Below are 13250 nucleotides of genomic sequence, written 5' to 3'. Positions count from 1 at the left end.
CTCAGCTCAGCGGGACCATGATGGTGGCCTCAAAGACGCCGCTGTCGCTCCATGGCGCCCGTTTGTGGAGTTCGTACGCGGGACTCGTGCCGATGGCCCGGCGCTGTTGATTCATCCAGACGTTACATATTCCGAAGATCGCCTCGGCAATCATCGAATAGGGTCCTTTGACATCAAGACTCGCAAATTCGATCAGCCCGATGCTCTGCCGCCGCAGAGGGGCGCCAACCAGATGGGCTGGATATCCCTCATCGACAATGCAGCAATCATATCGGAATCGGTGCTCGGGCGTCACGCCAGGATCGTCGTACAGAATCCCGACGGCGTTGGCGCGGCTCAGATCATATCCGAGACGTTGAAGATAGACGGCGAACCGGCGCCAATGCCGCGGCGCGTCCGCGTGGGCGCCGTGAAACCTCATAGCGATGAGCGGGACACGCCGCTGCCATTGAGGACGGGTTGCGCGGGCAAAGTCGCGATGATCGGCTGACGGGATCGGCATCTGTTTCAGCACGGCCTTGCGCGCAGCAGCTGGAGACACACCAAATTGCCTCGAAAAAGCGCGGGTGAAGGCGGCTTGGCTGCCATAGCCGGTCTCGATCGCCGCTTCGAGGATCGATGTATATCCCCGGCAAAGAAGCGTTGCCGCCATGTCCAAGCGTGTACGGCGCACATAATCGCCGACGGTTTCCCCCATGACGAGTTTGAAGCGGCGATGAAGCTGGTAGGGGCTCAGCCCGACGGTCGAGGCCAGATCGTCGAGCCGCCAGCTTGCCGACCGGCTTGCCTCGATTTGGTTCAGCACCGCGAGAATGCGCGCATCCTCGAGCTGAGGCAGCTTCACGAACGAAGCTGGGGACGCATCGTTCTGCGAAAGCAGCATGGACATCGGAAAACAACTCGCAGTTTGAACGGGTTATGCCGTTAGACGGCCGCGATACCGAAAGCACGCACAAACTCGCACTTGACGTTTGCTGTCATGGTAATTGCGTCATGGAGGCAAGGCTAAGGGTGGGCGACCGTTCGGCCGCTGGAAAATCAAATGGCAGCCATTGCCAATCCCTGACCCGAAGCGGTCAGCCTGCTGCCGGCCAGGATTGACCAAATAATCGCCGCATCACAGGTACGCCCGTCCACCACCGGAATTGGGCATCCACCTGGTCGCGCCGGACCGGAATCTCGGGGACGTTTTACGAGCGATTGCGGCGAGCGCGGCTTCAGATCGCGGTTGCGCCCGGGCTGAAGGAATAGGGCGGGCGCGCAACTTGGCTGAGCGCAGACGATCGGATATGCGCCGATAATGCGCGACAGCCCTATCCTCTATAGCTTTCGCCGCTGTCCGTACGCGATGCGCGCGCGGATGGCTTTGCTGACGAGCGGGAAGATCTATACGCATCGCGAGGTTCTGCTGCGTGACAAGCCCGCAGCGATGCTTGCCGCGTCGCCCAAGGGAACCGTGCCGATACTCGTGCTCGCCGATGGAACGGCAATCGATGAGAGCGTCGATATCATGCACTGGGCTTTGTCGCAGCATGACCCCGAGGACTGGCTGCCGCGCGCCGACACGGAGTTGGTTGCGAAATTCGACAGCGTGTTCAAACATCATCTAGACCGCTACAAATATGCCGGTCGCTACGAAGTCGATCCGCTGCACCATCGTGCGGCAGGATTGGCGATGCTGGCAGAGCTCGATGAACGGCTGAAAGAGCAAGATTATCTTGACGGCGCAACGCGCGGGTTCAGTGATATCGCGCTGTTTCCGTTCGTTCGACAATTCGCCGGAGTCGATGCGCAATGGTTCGCAGTCAATGCGCCCGAGCGCGTGTGCGAATGGCTGGCAATCCTCGTCGCATCGGAGCTGTTTGAGCAGGCGATGGTCAAAATAGCGCCATGGTCAGAAGGACAAAGCTGAAAGGGACAGGCCGTGAACCTCCCCTTGGCTCCTTGCCAATCCGAAGCAGACGAACGGCAAGCGACCAGCTGCGGTCATGAAATACTTGGCCCGCCGCGCTGCCGACCTAGCGACCAATTGATCCCGCTCTCCCGCATGATTCCGGAGACGGGCTTGCCGACGTGCCGGTCAAGCACGGGTCGCCATGGAACCAAAGTGAAATCACGCGTCCGTTCGACAACCGCATAACGCCCGCTCGCCGAATCGATCGGCCGGAGCAAGCGGCCAGTGACGCTGTCGCCAGATTTTGTCTCCACGAAGGGCTTGGCGAGCTCGTCCGCCAACCTTCCGGCTACCCGCAGCAATTCACGGCGCTGCAACGCCGCGAGGAGATTGCGACGATAGATCGTCCTTCCGTCTCGCTCTTCCGCGAGTTTTTCGGCAAGCAACCATTGGCGACGCAATGTCTGGGCCGCCCGAACCTCGCGACCAAAACCTGCCTCGCGGATCGCTGTTGGCAACTCCGCGACCATCTCACGATCGAGCCATGTCGCGGCTTCCATCGAGGGCAATTTTTCGATCGGCATCACAGACAGAATTTCGACCTCGACCGGTCGGTCGGCGAGCATCCGCTTTTCGAATGCCTCTGCCTTTCGCAAATGATCGGCGGCGACAATCCAGCTTCCATCGGGATTGCGGTCGATGCTGCGCAGGATTCTGCGCATTGCTTCGAGACGCCGGACGTGCGTTTCGGCAAAGGCCTCGCTCGCGCTCGGATCATGCCGCAAGTGCGCATCGATGGTGTATATTCCGTCGTTAGCGGCCGCGACCTCGACGATCGTCCTGTCGACAGCGCGAACGCCGCCTTCGCGAGCTGAAATTCTGACAATGGCGCCTTCGGGTGTCGGAGGCACATCGGCGCCCCGCCCAATCTCGATATAATGAGTGTGCCCGTCCACGCCATCGACGAGCAGATAATTGCGGTCGCGAAACTCATCGGAGAGCCCGCGCGAAATCACGCGGCCGGTGACCGAACCGACGTCAGGTACAGCCGGGTCGAATATGGCGCGATCGGCCAATGCACGATCGAGATTCCGCGCGGTCAGTTCGCGCTGCATGGTGCGGATGATGTCGCCGCGCTCGCCCATGCGGCGGAGCGTGCCCGCAAGGTCGCGGTCCAATCGCCAGCTATCGCCGCCAAGATGCGTCGCGAGCCCCATCCGTGCGAGCTTCTGCAAACGCCCAGCCCTTAACGTCTGCTGGAACGCGTCCTCATCGCGCGACAGGACAAGACGTTCGTTGGTCATCTCGCGGAGCAACCGGCGGTCGATCGCCGTCAGACGCTCAGCGTCCGCCTCGGCACGTAGCCGCGCCTCGATTTCGAGATCGGTCCGCGGCCCAAGGTCTAGCGTGAGAATGTCGCTCGCACGGTGCCGCAATCCGTGGCTGACATATTCGCGGGCAATGACCAGATCGGCGCCGCGGTCATTCTTCCCGCGCAGCATGATGTGACTGTGCGGATGGCCCGTATTGAAGTGATCGACGGCTACCCAATCGAGCCTGGTGCCCAGATCCTCTTCCATCTGCGTCATCAGCTTGCGAACGAAGGGTTTGAGATCCGGAAGTTGGTCGCCGTCTTCGGGCGCTACGATGATCCGGAACTGGTGGCGATCGCCGCCCGAACGGTCGAGAAACGCCGCCCCGTCAGCAACATCCTGTTCGGCGGAGTAGAGCGCTCCCGGCGCCCCCTCGCGCGTGACGCCATCGCGCTGGATGTAACGCAGATGCGCCCTGGCGCCGCCGACGCCGCTTCCGGCGAGTTTCACCGGGCGGAATTTCACGACCACCCGCCGTGAACGGAGACCCTCATGCCGGCGAGAGCGAAGCACCCGCGCGATGCTGGCACCGCGGCCGATCCGGCTCCCGTCAAAGCCGCCTCGCTTGGCAACTCTTTTGCCGACCCGCCGCGTGGCCTTGACGACAAGCGCGAGGTATCGCGCCTCCTTGCCGCGAGCGCCCATGCGCCCGAGGCGCGGCGTGAAGGCGTCGTCGTCCTTCATGACGCAAACCCGGCCAAGTTGGCGCCCCGCGCGGCTTGCCCAGCATATCGGCGAGCCTCGACAAATTGTCTCGCAAAATAGCCGGCGGAGGCGCGTAAATCCGCCGATCTCGAGAAACCTGTCTCGCACGACCAGGGCATGTCTCGCGGACATCGCGAGAAAAGGATGTGCAGACAGTAACTTACAGTATCGCGAGATATTGCTTCTATCTTGCTCTCCGCGATCTTCCTCCGCTCCTCACCCAATTCCGACACTCTTGCCGTCCTCACTGCCTTCGATTTCCGAGAGAAAGAAGCGGCGCCGCGTGCGTGCGCCGCTTCTCGAAACCATTGCTTTCACGCATCCGTGAAAGCGCGGCGCGCCGCTTCTGCGCTCGCAAACCCACGCCGCCCCATCATCCCGTGCGCGATTCCGTCGCCATCGACGATCATGGTGGCCAGGAAATATTCGTCATCGAGAAATCCCAGGATCGCGATCCGATCAAGCTCGATATCCTCGTCATCGATGCCCGCATATGCGCCGATCCAGCGCTCCGAAATTCGCGCATCCCAGTGAAAATCGACCTCTTCGGCGTCCAGAAAGCGCTGCGCCAGTGCGGCGCCCGCGCCGCGCCCGAACTCGACTTCGAGCCCCGAAACCAGCGATGAAAACACGCGATCCGACGCAACACCGATGTTCTGAAAACCGCCCATGACATGCTCCTTTCTTCGCCCCGAACCATTCGAGGACCCTCCCTCGACCACGGGCGGCGGTGCGGCTGTCAGGGCCGCCGGAGCGCAGCGGAGGCGCCGCGAAGCGGCGGCGGAGGAACCGATTTGCGGAGCAAATTGGAGGGGCCGCCGGCCTTGAAAGCCGCTCCGGCGCCCGTCATGCTCGGACTTGCCGAGACGAGCCCTCCCCCTTCCCGGCTCAGCGCTGCGGGCGATGGATGAAGAATATGTCGGCATGCCGATTGCTCCGGTCAGCGCCACCTAAAGCCGCCCGGTTCTGCACCTTGCTGACGAAAACGGCGGCGGATTCTGTGCGCGCGGAGTGCTGCGTCGGCATTCCCGTTACGGTGCGGACATAGGCGACTGTCTCGCCCGGAAGGCGCGAACGGCCGGCGAGATAGGCCGCGTAGCGGCCCGGGCCCGCATTGTATGCGGCGAACATGCCGGGATAACCGAAGCGGGCGTGCATGAGCTTGAGATAAAATGTTCCCGCAAGAATATTGTCGCGCGGGTCGTGCGGATCGGGACCAAGATCAAGCCGGTCGCGCATCGACTTCCACGTTCCGGGCATCAACTGCATGAGCCCCATCGCCCCCGCGCGGCTCGTGATCGGGCTGCCGCCCGCCCTGGTCCGGCCGCCGCTTTCAGCGCGGATGACCCACTCGATCCACTCGACAGGAACGCCGAGCCGGTCCGATGCCTCGGCGATATAAGGGTGCCACCGCACCACCGGATCGGCTTGCGCGGGGCTTGCCGCGAGCAATAGAACGGCAACCCATAGCACTCTCAGCGGGGCCAAAGCGGGGTCGCCTTGCCGATGATATCACCGCTTCTGGTGGGCCCGAAATAGCGGCCGTCGAACGAGCTTTCAGCATCCATCAGGAGCATAACCTCGTCGCGTCGAAGTATGTGACAGCCCCGCCAACCGGGCATCGAGCGCCCTGCCCGATCGACCTGATGGCGGATTGCGGCGATCCTGTCGTTGATCCTGACGATGTCGCCGGCTGCACAGACCCGATCGCCGGGCACGGCGGAAACGCGCTTGATCAGCGGCACATTCGACGGGAGATAGTGCCGCTGCGCGGCGAACCCGCGCCATGGATCGGCGAGCTTTGCGACAACCATATCGCCGCGATGCAGCGGCGCTTCGGGGGCAACTCGCCAGAGGCCGACCGGCGCGCTTGCGCTTGCATTCCAGACGAGGCGCGGACGCGGCGGTGATGCGATGGTGACGCCGATCGCGACCACAAGCGCGCCGCATGACAGAGCGCGAGCCAGAAGGAAGCGATCAGGCATCGTCGCCCGCCCGCCGCAGGCGCTGCGACCACGCGATCAGATCATCGATATGATAGCGAACCTTGTTTCCGTGGCGCCGGAACGCCGGCCCCCTCCCCTTCGATCGATATTCGAGAAGCGTGCGCTCGGATATCCCGAGGTAGTGCGCCGTCTCGGCGGCACTTAGGAACGGGCTCCCGGCGCGCGCCTTGGCGGCGCGCTCAGCCGGGCCGTCGTCGTCCGATCTTCCCATGACTGGCCCTCCTTCCAGCGGCGTCGCGAAACGCCGTGCGAAGGGTCATGACCGGACGGGATGCGCTGCGGGAGGATCGAAAATCTCACCCACGAAAATCGATCCCCCATCGAGGATCAGGCAGGCTGGAGATGTTTCTCGGCGATGGACTTCACTTCGCCCTGGAGCATCTCGATGCGCTCGACGAGCCACGCAAGCTCTTCTTCGCTGATCTTGTAATGCGGCGAATAGCGCGCGTTGACATAGGCCTGCTGGAGCAATTCGAAGCAACGGCGCGCGAATTTTTCGTCGCGCGGCCATACCGGAATCAGCTCGCGTGCGATGTCCTCAGCCCGATCGCGCAGGAAATTGATCTTGTGCGATTTGGGCGAGTAGAGGGTGAGCGTGTTGAGCACCGTGTGGTAAAAATGCTCGGTGGCTTGATGCAGCAAGAAGGCTGCACGGTTGTGGTAGGATTTCTCAACCGCCGCTTGCGCCAGGTCAAGAAATTCTCTTCCACTGGTATACCATTGTTCAAAGTAGACGTTGGCCTCTTCGCGAGCGACCTCGGGGGACAGCGGCTTGGGCGGATCGAAAGACTGCGTCCCGAGTTCGTAGAGGACGATCCCGTCGCGCACGATATCGATGAAGAAGGGCCGCCCGCGCGAGAGCTGGAAATTGACGTCGCCGAGGCTGTGAACGATCAGCCCGACGGGTCCCGACAGCCGCTTGGTAATGGCATATTCGCGCAGGAAATGATCCTCGGCCTTGTACCAGTAATCGACCGGATCGGTCAGCCGGTCGTCGTTGACGACGACGAGAATGTCATAGTCCGAATAATAGCCGCCCTTCGGATCGGCGACCCAGTCACCGCGCGCATAGCTGCCGTAGAGGATGACCTTGAGGATGCGCCCCTGCTTCTTCCACTTCTGTGTCGCGAGGGCGGTCGCGTCCTCGAACTCGGCGAAAAGGATTTCGACGATGCGTTCGAGATCGCGCTTCTTGCGCTCGGGAAGATGGTCGAGATCGGTTTTCATGGCCCTCGAATCCTAGCCGAATATCGCGCCGCGACAAGGAAAAGGGTGACCCCGCGCCCGCCGGAGCGGGCGCGGGGCCGGTCCCGTCAGTCGTCGGCGTTCCAGATGACGGCGTAGGTATTGTCGTCGTCCTGCCCCGCAGCGCGGCCGAGGTTCGCATAAAGCCGGCGCGGCCCGAATTCGGGGGCGGCAAGCGCCAGCCCGACATAGGGTTTGCCCGACATTTCGCCGATCCGGACCCAGCCCGCGCCGATCTCGACGCCGTCCGAATGGACCCGGAAATCGGGCTGCACATCGTTCGACTTGTTCCGGTTCGGGCTGATTTCGATGCTGGCCCGGATCGAAAGCGTCTTCAATTGGCCCACGAAACCCTTTTCGATGGTGCCGTTCACAAAGCCGATAGCTGCCATTGTTCGTCTCCTTCATCGCTGCCGGAGACCATCTCCGGAGCGTGAGCAGAGGCAGGGCGGGCGCCCAAGGACCGGCGCGCACCCGAAGGGCCGCAGCGTCAGCGGAGGACGGACGGCACCGGCTTTTTTGGCCGCGGAACGCGGCGGCGCGAGGAGCCCGCATCAGCGGGCGGGGAAAAAAGCCGGCGCCGTCCGTTGCGCGCCGGTTCGCGTCCGGCCAGACCGCTCACCCGGCTCCGGACGGGCTCCGGCGATGCCGAGACGGCGAGCGGCTAAAGAAATTTTGCCGAACATTTCATCGAAAATGGCGTGGCCAGCGGCATGCGAACGCGGCAAGGCACCGCAATGAATCCCCGGATTCGCGCGGAGAAAAAGCGCGCTGCCGGGACAGAGAACCAACGCCGCATCGGCTGTGCCGGGGAAATGAAGATGGATGGACGGGCCGAACTCTTGATCGCGGGCGAATGCGCCGATCTCGGCATGATCGCCGCGCGGAGCGCGGGCATCTGGATCGGACTCGCACTCGACGACGCGGCGCATGCGGCGCTCCGCCGCGACGGTCTCGACCCCGCTGCGCTGCGGCTGACCGGCCTCCATCCGTTCGAATTCGTGCCTGCGCAGGGCGGCGTGCAAGTCGTCGCGCACGCGAACGACAATGAAAGTGCCGAAGCGCTGCTCGACCTGTTCCGCGTCTATTTTCTCCGGCGGCTGCTGGCGTAACCGCAGAATGTCCTCGTGGCATGGGGGCGTCAGGAAGGCGCGGCCCATCGGCAATGAGGCGAGTAATTTGCTCATCCTAGCGCGGCGCGAGGAGCGATCGGCGCGCCGTTTCTCGTCCTGGCCCGCGCCGCCGCCGCGTGCGGCTAGGCGCATTCCAAGAAAAGCCATCGCGCCGTTCCGCGCCGCCTCAGCGGCGCGGAACGGCGCGATGGGTGGCGGGGCTCGGCGCCACTCTGCTTGGCCCACAGAATCTGCCGCCCCGGAAAACGGGCGGGCGGGAAGCCGCCCGCCCCCTCGTCACGCCGCGAGCGGCGGCACCTCGATGACGGCCTCGGTCTCGACATCGGAACATGGCGAGCCGTCTTCGCGGGCGTCGGCATCGACCTCGGCCTCGATCATATATTCGAGATCGGCGGCCCAGTGCACATGTGCCCGCACACTCCCGATCCCGCCGCGCGCGGTATAGGCCTCTGGCGGGAACAGCATCCAGCGCGGCGCCCACGGCGCGACATGCGCACGTCCGTTCGTGCCATCGAGATGGTCGGCGATAATCGCTTTGAGCGCCTTGGCCTTCTCCTTTTCATTGGCGCTCGCGACCGCTTCCCCCGCGACCTCGCCGACGATGGCAAGCAGGTTTTCGCGGTCGCGCAGCTGGTCGAAGAAGGCCGCGTCGGCGCGCCAGTGACGGCGCATGTCGGTTCCCAAGTGCAAACCGATCGCCTCGACCGCATCGTGCCCCGCCATGAGCGTCTCGCCCATCACGATCGCCACGATCTCGAGCACCACCGGGTCGGGAAGTTCGAGCAACCGCGCGAAGACGCCCGCGAAAGGGATCCTTCTACCCGGCGCGCCGGTCACGGTCGGCGTCTCGGCGCCCAAGCCGAGAACGCCCAGCACCGCGCGCCGCTGCACATCGAATTCGGCTTCGGCGGGCGCGGTTTCGACGCTCTCGGCGATATCTTCCTTCGGGGCGCGCTGCGCCTCGATATCGACGCGGTAATGGCCGCAGCCCGCGATCACGTGCGCGAGCATCGCGCGCAGCGCGACCCCGCCGTGGCGCGCCAGATCGGCGCGCACGGCGGCGTGGCGGTGGAGGTCGATATAGGCATTCATCGCCGACGTGACCTCGGGCCGCACGGGTTTCGGTTCGGGGTCGCTCGCACCGCGCTCGCCGCGCGCCGCTTCCTTGGTGGTCAGATAGCCTTCGTGAAAGGCTACTTCGCCATTGTCGCGCACTTCGACATAGACGCGCCCGCCCTTGCGCTTGGGCGCGTGGGCATAGTCCCACGAGCGGAACCAGTCGCCCTTCGTCATGACGACGACATCGCCCCAGCCCGCCTCGATATAGGCCGCCCTCCGCGCCTCGATCTCGGCCATCTGGAGCGTCCAGAACTGGTCGCTGTCGGCAAAGAAACTGTCCTCGCCGAACAGGTCGGAGACGATGGCGGCGCCGCTCGCCGCGACGTCGAACAGCGCGCGCGACACGGCGATCGCGCTGCCGCCGAACAGCCATGCCTTGAGTTGATGACCCGTCGGACAATAGGCTTCGCGGTCGTCGAACAGCGCCAGCCACGCGTTCTGCTGGCTTTTGGTGGCGAGGGTCAGGTGGCGCACCGTGGCGGCATCGATCTCGCCGCCGCGATAAAGATTGCGGATGCGCGGCACGAGATTGCCGAGCGCGAGGATGCGCTTCACCGTCGCCGGTTCGAAGCCGAAAGTGTCGGCGATCTCGTCGACACTGCGCCCCGCCTTGACGAGCGCGACGAAGGCTTCCCACTGGCTGACCTCGTCGGGCGCGACGCGCGCGAGATTTTCGAGCATCGATGCTTCGACCGCGTCGGCGTCGTCGCCATCGTCGAGGATCGCGCACGGCAGCGGGCGCGGCGTGCCGCCCTCGCGCAGGATATTTTTGACGGCGGTGAAGCGCCGCCGTCCCGCGAGGATTTCGAACGGAATATCCTCCGGACCCGCCCCCGCGCGCTCGCGCACGAGCAAGGGAATGAGCACCCCGCGCTTGCGGATACTCGGCTCGATGTCGCCCACGTCGGGGTCGCGCCCCTTGGCGCGCATATTGATCTTGGCGATTACCAGCTTGTCGGGTTCGATAAAATCGAGTTTCATGATGTCACTCCATTCACAGGGGTGCCGGCCTCCGATTCCTTGCAGGGAATGCCCTCGGAGGCCGGCTTTCGATGACGGCGAAACGCGCCGCCGCGTCAGCTGTCCGCGCCGCCCCCGTGCCGGTCGGCATCGGGAGGCGGATCGGGCAGAAGCCGGTCGATTTTGCGGCGCAAGAGCGCCTTTTCGGCGAGGCGGATCGAACCGAGCCGCCGCGCCGCACCGGTCCAGTCCGAGAGCGGCGCGAGCGGATCGAAATATGCGTCGCGCTCGATGGCAAGGCCGAAGGGGAGCCGCACGGCGGCAATTTCGGCGAGCGAAAAGCAGCCAAGTTCGGGACAGCCGAAGCCGAGATCGGCAAGGCCGAACAGCGTGTCGCCGTCGCCGTCGATCTCGGTCGCGATCCATGTCGCGACGCCCACGGGGTTGAAGAATTTGACGACAGGCCACGGATCGAAAGCCGTTTCGCGGGCGCGGTGGATGCAGCTCGCATGGCCGTTGAGATTGAGCGCGAAGCGCAGATCGGCGGGAAGGAGCGTCATTGCCCTTCCCCCGCCGCGCCCGCGCCGTCCGCTCGCGTCGTCGTCGTGGACGCGCCCGCCGCGCCCTGCTCGGCGGCGGGCGCGAAACCGAGCAGATAGTCGGCGGCCTTGCTGGCGTGGCTCGCCGCCCTGAAAATCGCGCGCGTGTCGGCGCGCATGATCGCAAGCCAAGCGCCGATATAATCGGCGTGACGCACGGTCGGCTTGATCCCAAGCGCGGCGCAGAGGAAGGCGCTCGCAAGTTCGGCGCAAAGCTCCTCGCGGCCATAGGCGGCGCTCGCGAAGCCGCCCTTCTGGTCGCGGTCGAGCCGCGAGGGGTGGCCGGTCCAGTGGCCGAGCTCGTGCAGGACGGTGCGATAATAGTCGATCTGCTGCCGGAACGACTGTTGCGGCGGCAGCGCGACATAATCCTCGGCGGGGCTGTAATAGGCTTCATTGCCGCCGATACGGATATCGGCCCCCGTCGCGGCGATCAGCGCCTCGGCGTCGGGGATGGTTTCGCGGGGCGGCAAGGGCACATCGGCGCGCGTGCAACGGTCGGGCAGTCCCTCGCACTGCGCGACGTTAAAGACGGTGAAGCGTTTGAGGAAGGGCACCGCGCCGCCATCGCCCGCGCTGCCCGCCCTCTCCCCACCAGCCGCCGCACTCGCTGCCCCCGCGCCGCCGCCGCGCGTGTGCGCTGCGCCCGGTCCGCGGGCGCCATGGTCGCCGCCGCGAAGATCGGTGCCCGCCTCGCCCTTGGGCGTGAAGCGCGCCGCGTAGAAGATCGTCGTGCCCTTCTCGCCCTTGCGCACGGCGCCACCCGCGCCGAGCGCCTGACGGAAGGTCAGCCATCCCTGCGCCGGAAATCCGCGCCGCGCCGCCTCGGCCCAGAGAATGAGGATATTGATCCCCGAATAGGCGCGGCGCGCGTCGGCATTTTTCGGCAGTCCCGGCGCAAAGGCGGCGCCGTCCCATGGCTGCACCCACGGGATGCGCCCCGCCTCGAGTTCCTGCACGATACGGCCGGTCACCTCGTCGTAGAGCGAAGCGCGCGGCGCGCCATCGGTGGGCGGCGCCTTGGCGCGCGCGCCGCCGCGCGCTCTCGCGCGGCCCGAAGGCCGCGCGCTCTCCTGCGGTGCGGTCCCGAGCGAAGGGAAAGGGCTGGTCAACATCGTGGCATCTCCTCACGGGTCAAATCCGCCGCGGCCGGCCCCGGACAGCGGGGCGGGCGGCGAACCCGCGGACAAGGGGACCGCCTCACGAGGCCGGCCCGCACCCGAAGGGCCGCAACGCAAGTGGAGGAGCCGCGCGCAGCGCGGCTTGCGGGGCGGCCGGGCGGTCCCATGGCCGTGCGCCGCCCGCCCCGCTGTCCGAGGTGCCGGCCCACCAAAGCGCCGCCGCGCGGCCCCCCGCGCGGCGTCATCAGCAAGCGTCCGCTCGCCTATCCTCGCTCTCGACAGGTTCGGCATCGCCGCCCGGGTCCGGCATCACCGCCGATTATCGGCGTGAAGTCGTTGTGCGCGCCCGCAGGGCGGGAAAAGGGCGCCCTTGGCGCGCCGCCGGCGCGGAGGAGTGCGCGCGGCGGCGCCGGGTCGGCCATGCCAGCCATGGCCGGAACGGCGCGACGCGCCGTTTACCCGGCGCCGACGTGCGCCGCCGCCGCGCCAAGACCAGCGCGCCAAGAGCGCCTGCGCGGCCTCAGGAAAATCGCGCGACCTCTGGCGGCGCCCGCCGCCGCCAGTGTGCGCCCATTTGGGCCGCGCTCGTCAGGCGCGCGCCGCCGATCGCTAATGGGTCGCGGCCATCTCGTCCGGGATCAATTCGCGTAACCTCGCGATCGTGGCTGCCGCGCTTCGGTGGTGCACGAAAATTCCGCCTGCCCCTTCCCAGAGAGGCGCGTGCTTCGTTTGATCATCGACCAGGATATCGCCGCTCCGCGCGTGGTTTCGCTTGTCGACCGCCATCACCGTCAGGATTTGGGTGCCGGGGAAATGCTCGGCGGCCCAGCGTATCTTCTGCGGCGCCGCCCACGCGCCTCGCGGGAGGCCGGTGAGGATGACGGGAATGAGGTGGCGGACCGCCGAGAAGAGTTCCATCGCGTCGGGCATCAGCGGGAGCGACCCGTAGAAATCGGGATGGCGCGCGATCTCGCGCCAGAAGCCCGCGATGCCGTGGCGCTTTTCATAGGCTCGCGGCGACATGCCGAGCAGTTCGGTAGCGCCGCGATCGAAATCGGCCAGGACGCCGTCGCAATCGAGATAGAGCTGCATCGG

The 13250-nt window shown here is 65.5% G+C and carries 14 protein-coding genes; 2 read left to right on the top strand and 12 right to left on the bottom strand.

What is annotated here, in order from left to right; all coding sequences use genetic code 11:
* Window position 1 precedes the first annotated feature (1 nt).
* Entirely contained in the window at window positions 2-889 is an 888-nt protein-coding gene (locus VSX79_RS06965) for an AraC family transcriptional regulator (RefSeq protein ID WP_326914971.1), read from the bottom strand.
* Between the two features lie 411 nt (window positions 890-1300).
* Between VSX79_RS06965 and VSX79_RS06960 the strand changes: the two genes are divergently transcribed.
* Entirely contained in the window at window positions 1301-1912 is a 612-nt protein-coding gene (locus VSX79_RS06960; RefSeq protein WP_326914970.1) for a glutathione S-transferase, read from the top strand.
* A 74-nt stretch (window positions 1913-1986) separates the two neighbouring features.
* Here VSX79_RS06960 and rlxS read toward each other — a convergent pair whose 3' ends face one another.
* The 7 genes from rlxS to VSX79_RS06925 all read right to left on the bottom strand — a co-directional run bounded on the left by rlxS (window position 1987) and on the right by VSX79_RS06925 (window position 7615).
* The gene (rlxS, locus tag VSX79_RS06955; protein WP_326915230.1) at window positions 1987-3912 is read right to left on the bottom strand and encodes a relaxase/mobilization nuclease RlxS; all 1926 of its coding nucleotides are present in this window, start codon (window positions 3910-3912) and stop codon (window positions 1987-1989) included.
* A 374-nt stretch (window positions 3913-4286) separates the two neighbouring features.
* Window positions 4287-4922: a hypothetical protein gene (locus tag VSX79_RS06950; RefSeq protein WP_326914969.1), complete on the bottom strand. Its 636-nt coding sequence runs from the start codon at window positions 4920-4922 to the stop codon at window positions 4287-4289.
* A complete protein-coding gene (locus VSX79_RS06945) occupies window positions 4861-5460 on the bottom strand; it encodes a lytic transglycosylase domain-containing protein (RefSeq protein ID WP_326914968.1) in 600 nt (199 codons plus the stop codon). The genes VSX79_RS06950 and VSX79_RS06945 overlap by 62 nt, the downstream gene beginning before the upstream one ends.
* On the bottom strand, window positions 5448-5957 hold the full coding sequence (locus VSX79_RS06940) for a S26 family signal peptidase (RefSeq protein WP_326914967.1): 510 nt from the start codon (window positions 5955-5957) through the stop codon (window positions 5448-5450). The genes VSX79_RS06945 and VSX79_RS06940 overlap by 13 nt, the downstream gene beginning before the upstream one ends.
* The gene (locus VSX79_RS06935; RefSeq protein WP_326914966.1) at window positions 5950-6189 is read right to left on the bottom strand and encodes a helix-turn-helix domain-containing protein; all 240 of its coding nucleotides are present in this window, start codon (window positions 6187-6189) and stop codon (window positions 5950-5952) included. Before VSX79_RS06935 ends, VSX79_RS06940 begins: the two co-directional genes overlap by 8 nt.
* 116 nt (window positions 6190-6305) lie before the next feature.
* Window positions 6306-7205 carry a HEPN domain-containing protein gene (locus VSX79_RS06930; protein ID WP_326914965.1) on the bottom strand — a complete coding sequence of 300 codons (900 nt, stop codon included), beginning with the start codon at window positions 7203-7205 and terminating at the stop codon, window positions 6306-6308.
* Window positions 7206-7291: 86 nt separating this feature from the next.
* Window positions 7292-7615, bottom strand: coding sequence for a DUF736 domain-containing protein (locus VSX79_RS06925; protein WP_326914964.1), 324 nt, complete (start codon window positions 7613-7615; stop codon window positions 7292-7294).
* A 429-nt stretch (window positions 7616-8044) separates the two neighbouring features.
* Between VSX79_RS06925 and VSX79_RS06920 the strand changes: the two genes are divergently transcribed.
* On the top strand, window positions 8045-8335 hold the full coding sequence (locus tag VSX79_RS06920; protein WP_326914963.1) for a hypothetical protein: 291 nt from the start codon (window positions 8045-8047) through the stop codon (window positions 8333-8335).
* 297 nt (window positions 8336-8632) lie between these two features.
* On the opposite strand, the gene VSX79_RS06915 is transcribed toward VSX79_RS06920, so the two are convergent.
* The 4 genes from VSX79_RS06915 to VSX79_RS06900 form a co-directional block, all read right to left on the bottom strand.
* On the bottom strand, window positions 8633-10456 hold the full coding sequence (locus VSX79_RS06915) for a ParB/RepB/Spo0J family partition protein (protein ID WP_326914962.1): 1824 nt from the start codon (window positions 10454-10456) through the stop codon (window positions 8633-8635).
* Between the two features lie 95 nt (window positions 10457-10551).
* Complete coding sequence (locus tag VSX79_RS06910; protein ID WP_326914961.1) at window positions 10552-10995, bottom strand: DUF2958 domain-containing protein; 444 nt, start codon at window positions 10993-10995, stop codon at window positions 10552-10554.
* Window positions 10992-12149: an ArdC family protein gene (locus VSX79_RS06905; protein ID WP_326914960.1), complete on the bottom strand. Its 1158-nt coding sequence runs from the start codon at window positions 12147-12149 to the stop codon at window positions 10992-10994. The genes VSX79_RS06910 and VSX79_RS06905 overlap by 4 nt, the downstream gene beginning before the upstream one ends.
* Window positions 12150-12764: 615 nt before the next feature.
* A complete protein-coding gene (locus VSX79_RS06900; RefSeq protein ID WP_326914959.1) occupies window positions 12765-13247 on the bottom strand; it encodes a 5' nucleotidase, NT5C type in 483 nt (160 codons plus the stop codon).
* Window positions 13248-13250: the final 3 nt, after the last annotated feature.

The organism is Sphingopyxis chilensis (assembly GCF_035930445.1).
GTDB classification, from domain to species: domain Bacteria; phylum Pseudomonadota; class Alphaproteobacteria; order Sphingomonadales; family Sphingomonadaceae; genus Sphingopyxis; species Sphingopyxis chilensis.
The sequence above is the reverse complement of the archived record's forward strand: the minus strand, read 5'-3'. Positions and strand labels throughout refer to the sequence as shown.

Coding starts and splice junctions, on each gene's coding strand:
- VSX79_RS06920 (WP_326914963.1), top strand. CDS start 8,045: ATGGATGGACGGGCCGAACTCTTGATCGCGGGCGAATGCGCCGATCTC.
- VSX79_RS06910 (WP_326914961.1), bottom strand. CDS start 10,995: ATGACGCTCCTTCCCGCCGATCTGCGCTTCGCGCTCAATCTCAACGGC.
- VSX79_RS06965 (WP_326914971.1), bottom strand. CDS start 889: ATGTCCATGCTGCTTTCGCAGAACGATGCGTCCCCAGCTTCGTTCGTG.
- VSX79_RS06935 (WP_326914966.1), bottom strand. CDS start 6,189: ATGGGAAGATCGGACGACGACGGCCCGGCTGAGCGCGCCGCCAAGGCG.
- VSX79_RS06905 (WP_326914960.1), bottom strand. CDS start 12,149: ATGTTGACCAGCCCTTTCCCTTCGCTCGGGACCGCACCGCAGGAGAGC.
- VSX79_RS06930 (WP_326914965.1), bottom strand. CDS start 7,205: ATGAAAACCGATCTCGACCATCTTCCCGAGCGCAAGAAGCGCGATCTC.
- VSX79_RS06940 (WP_326914967.1), bottom strand. CDS start 5,957: ATGCCTGATCGCTTCCTTCTGGCTCGCGCTCTGTCATGCGGCGCGCTT.
- VSX79_RS06915 (WP_326914962.1), bottom strand. CDS start 10,456: ATGAAACTCGATTTTATCGAACCCGACAAGCTGGTAATCGCCAAGATC.
- VSX79_RS06900 (WP_326914959.1), bottom strand. CDS start 13,247: ATGCAGCTCTATCTCGATTGCGACGGCGTCCTGGCCGATTTCGATCGC.
- VSX79_RS06960 (WP_326914970.1), top strand. CDS start 1,301: ATGCGCGACAGCCCTATCCTCTATAGCTTTCGCCGCTGTCCGTACGCG.
- rlxS (WP_326915230.1), bottom strand. CDS start 3,912: ATGGGCGCTCGCGGCAAGGAGGCGCGATACCTCGCGCTTGTCGTCAAG.
- VSX79_RS06925 (WP_326914964.1), bottom strand. CDS start 7,615: ATGGCAGCTATCGGCTTTGTGAACGGCACCATCGAAAAGGGTTTCGTG.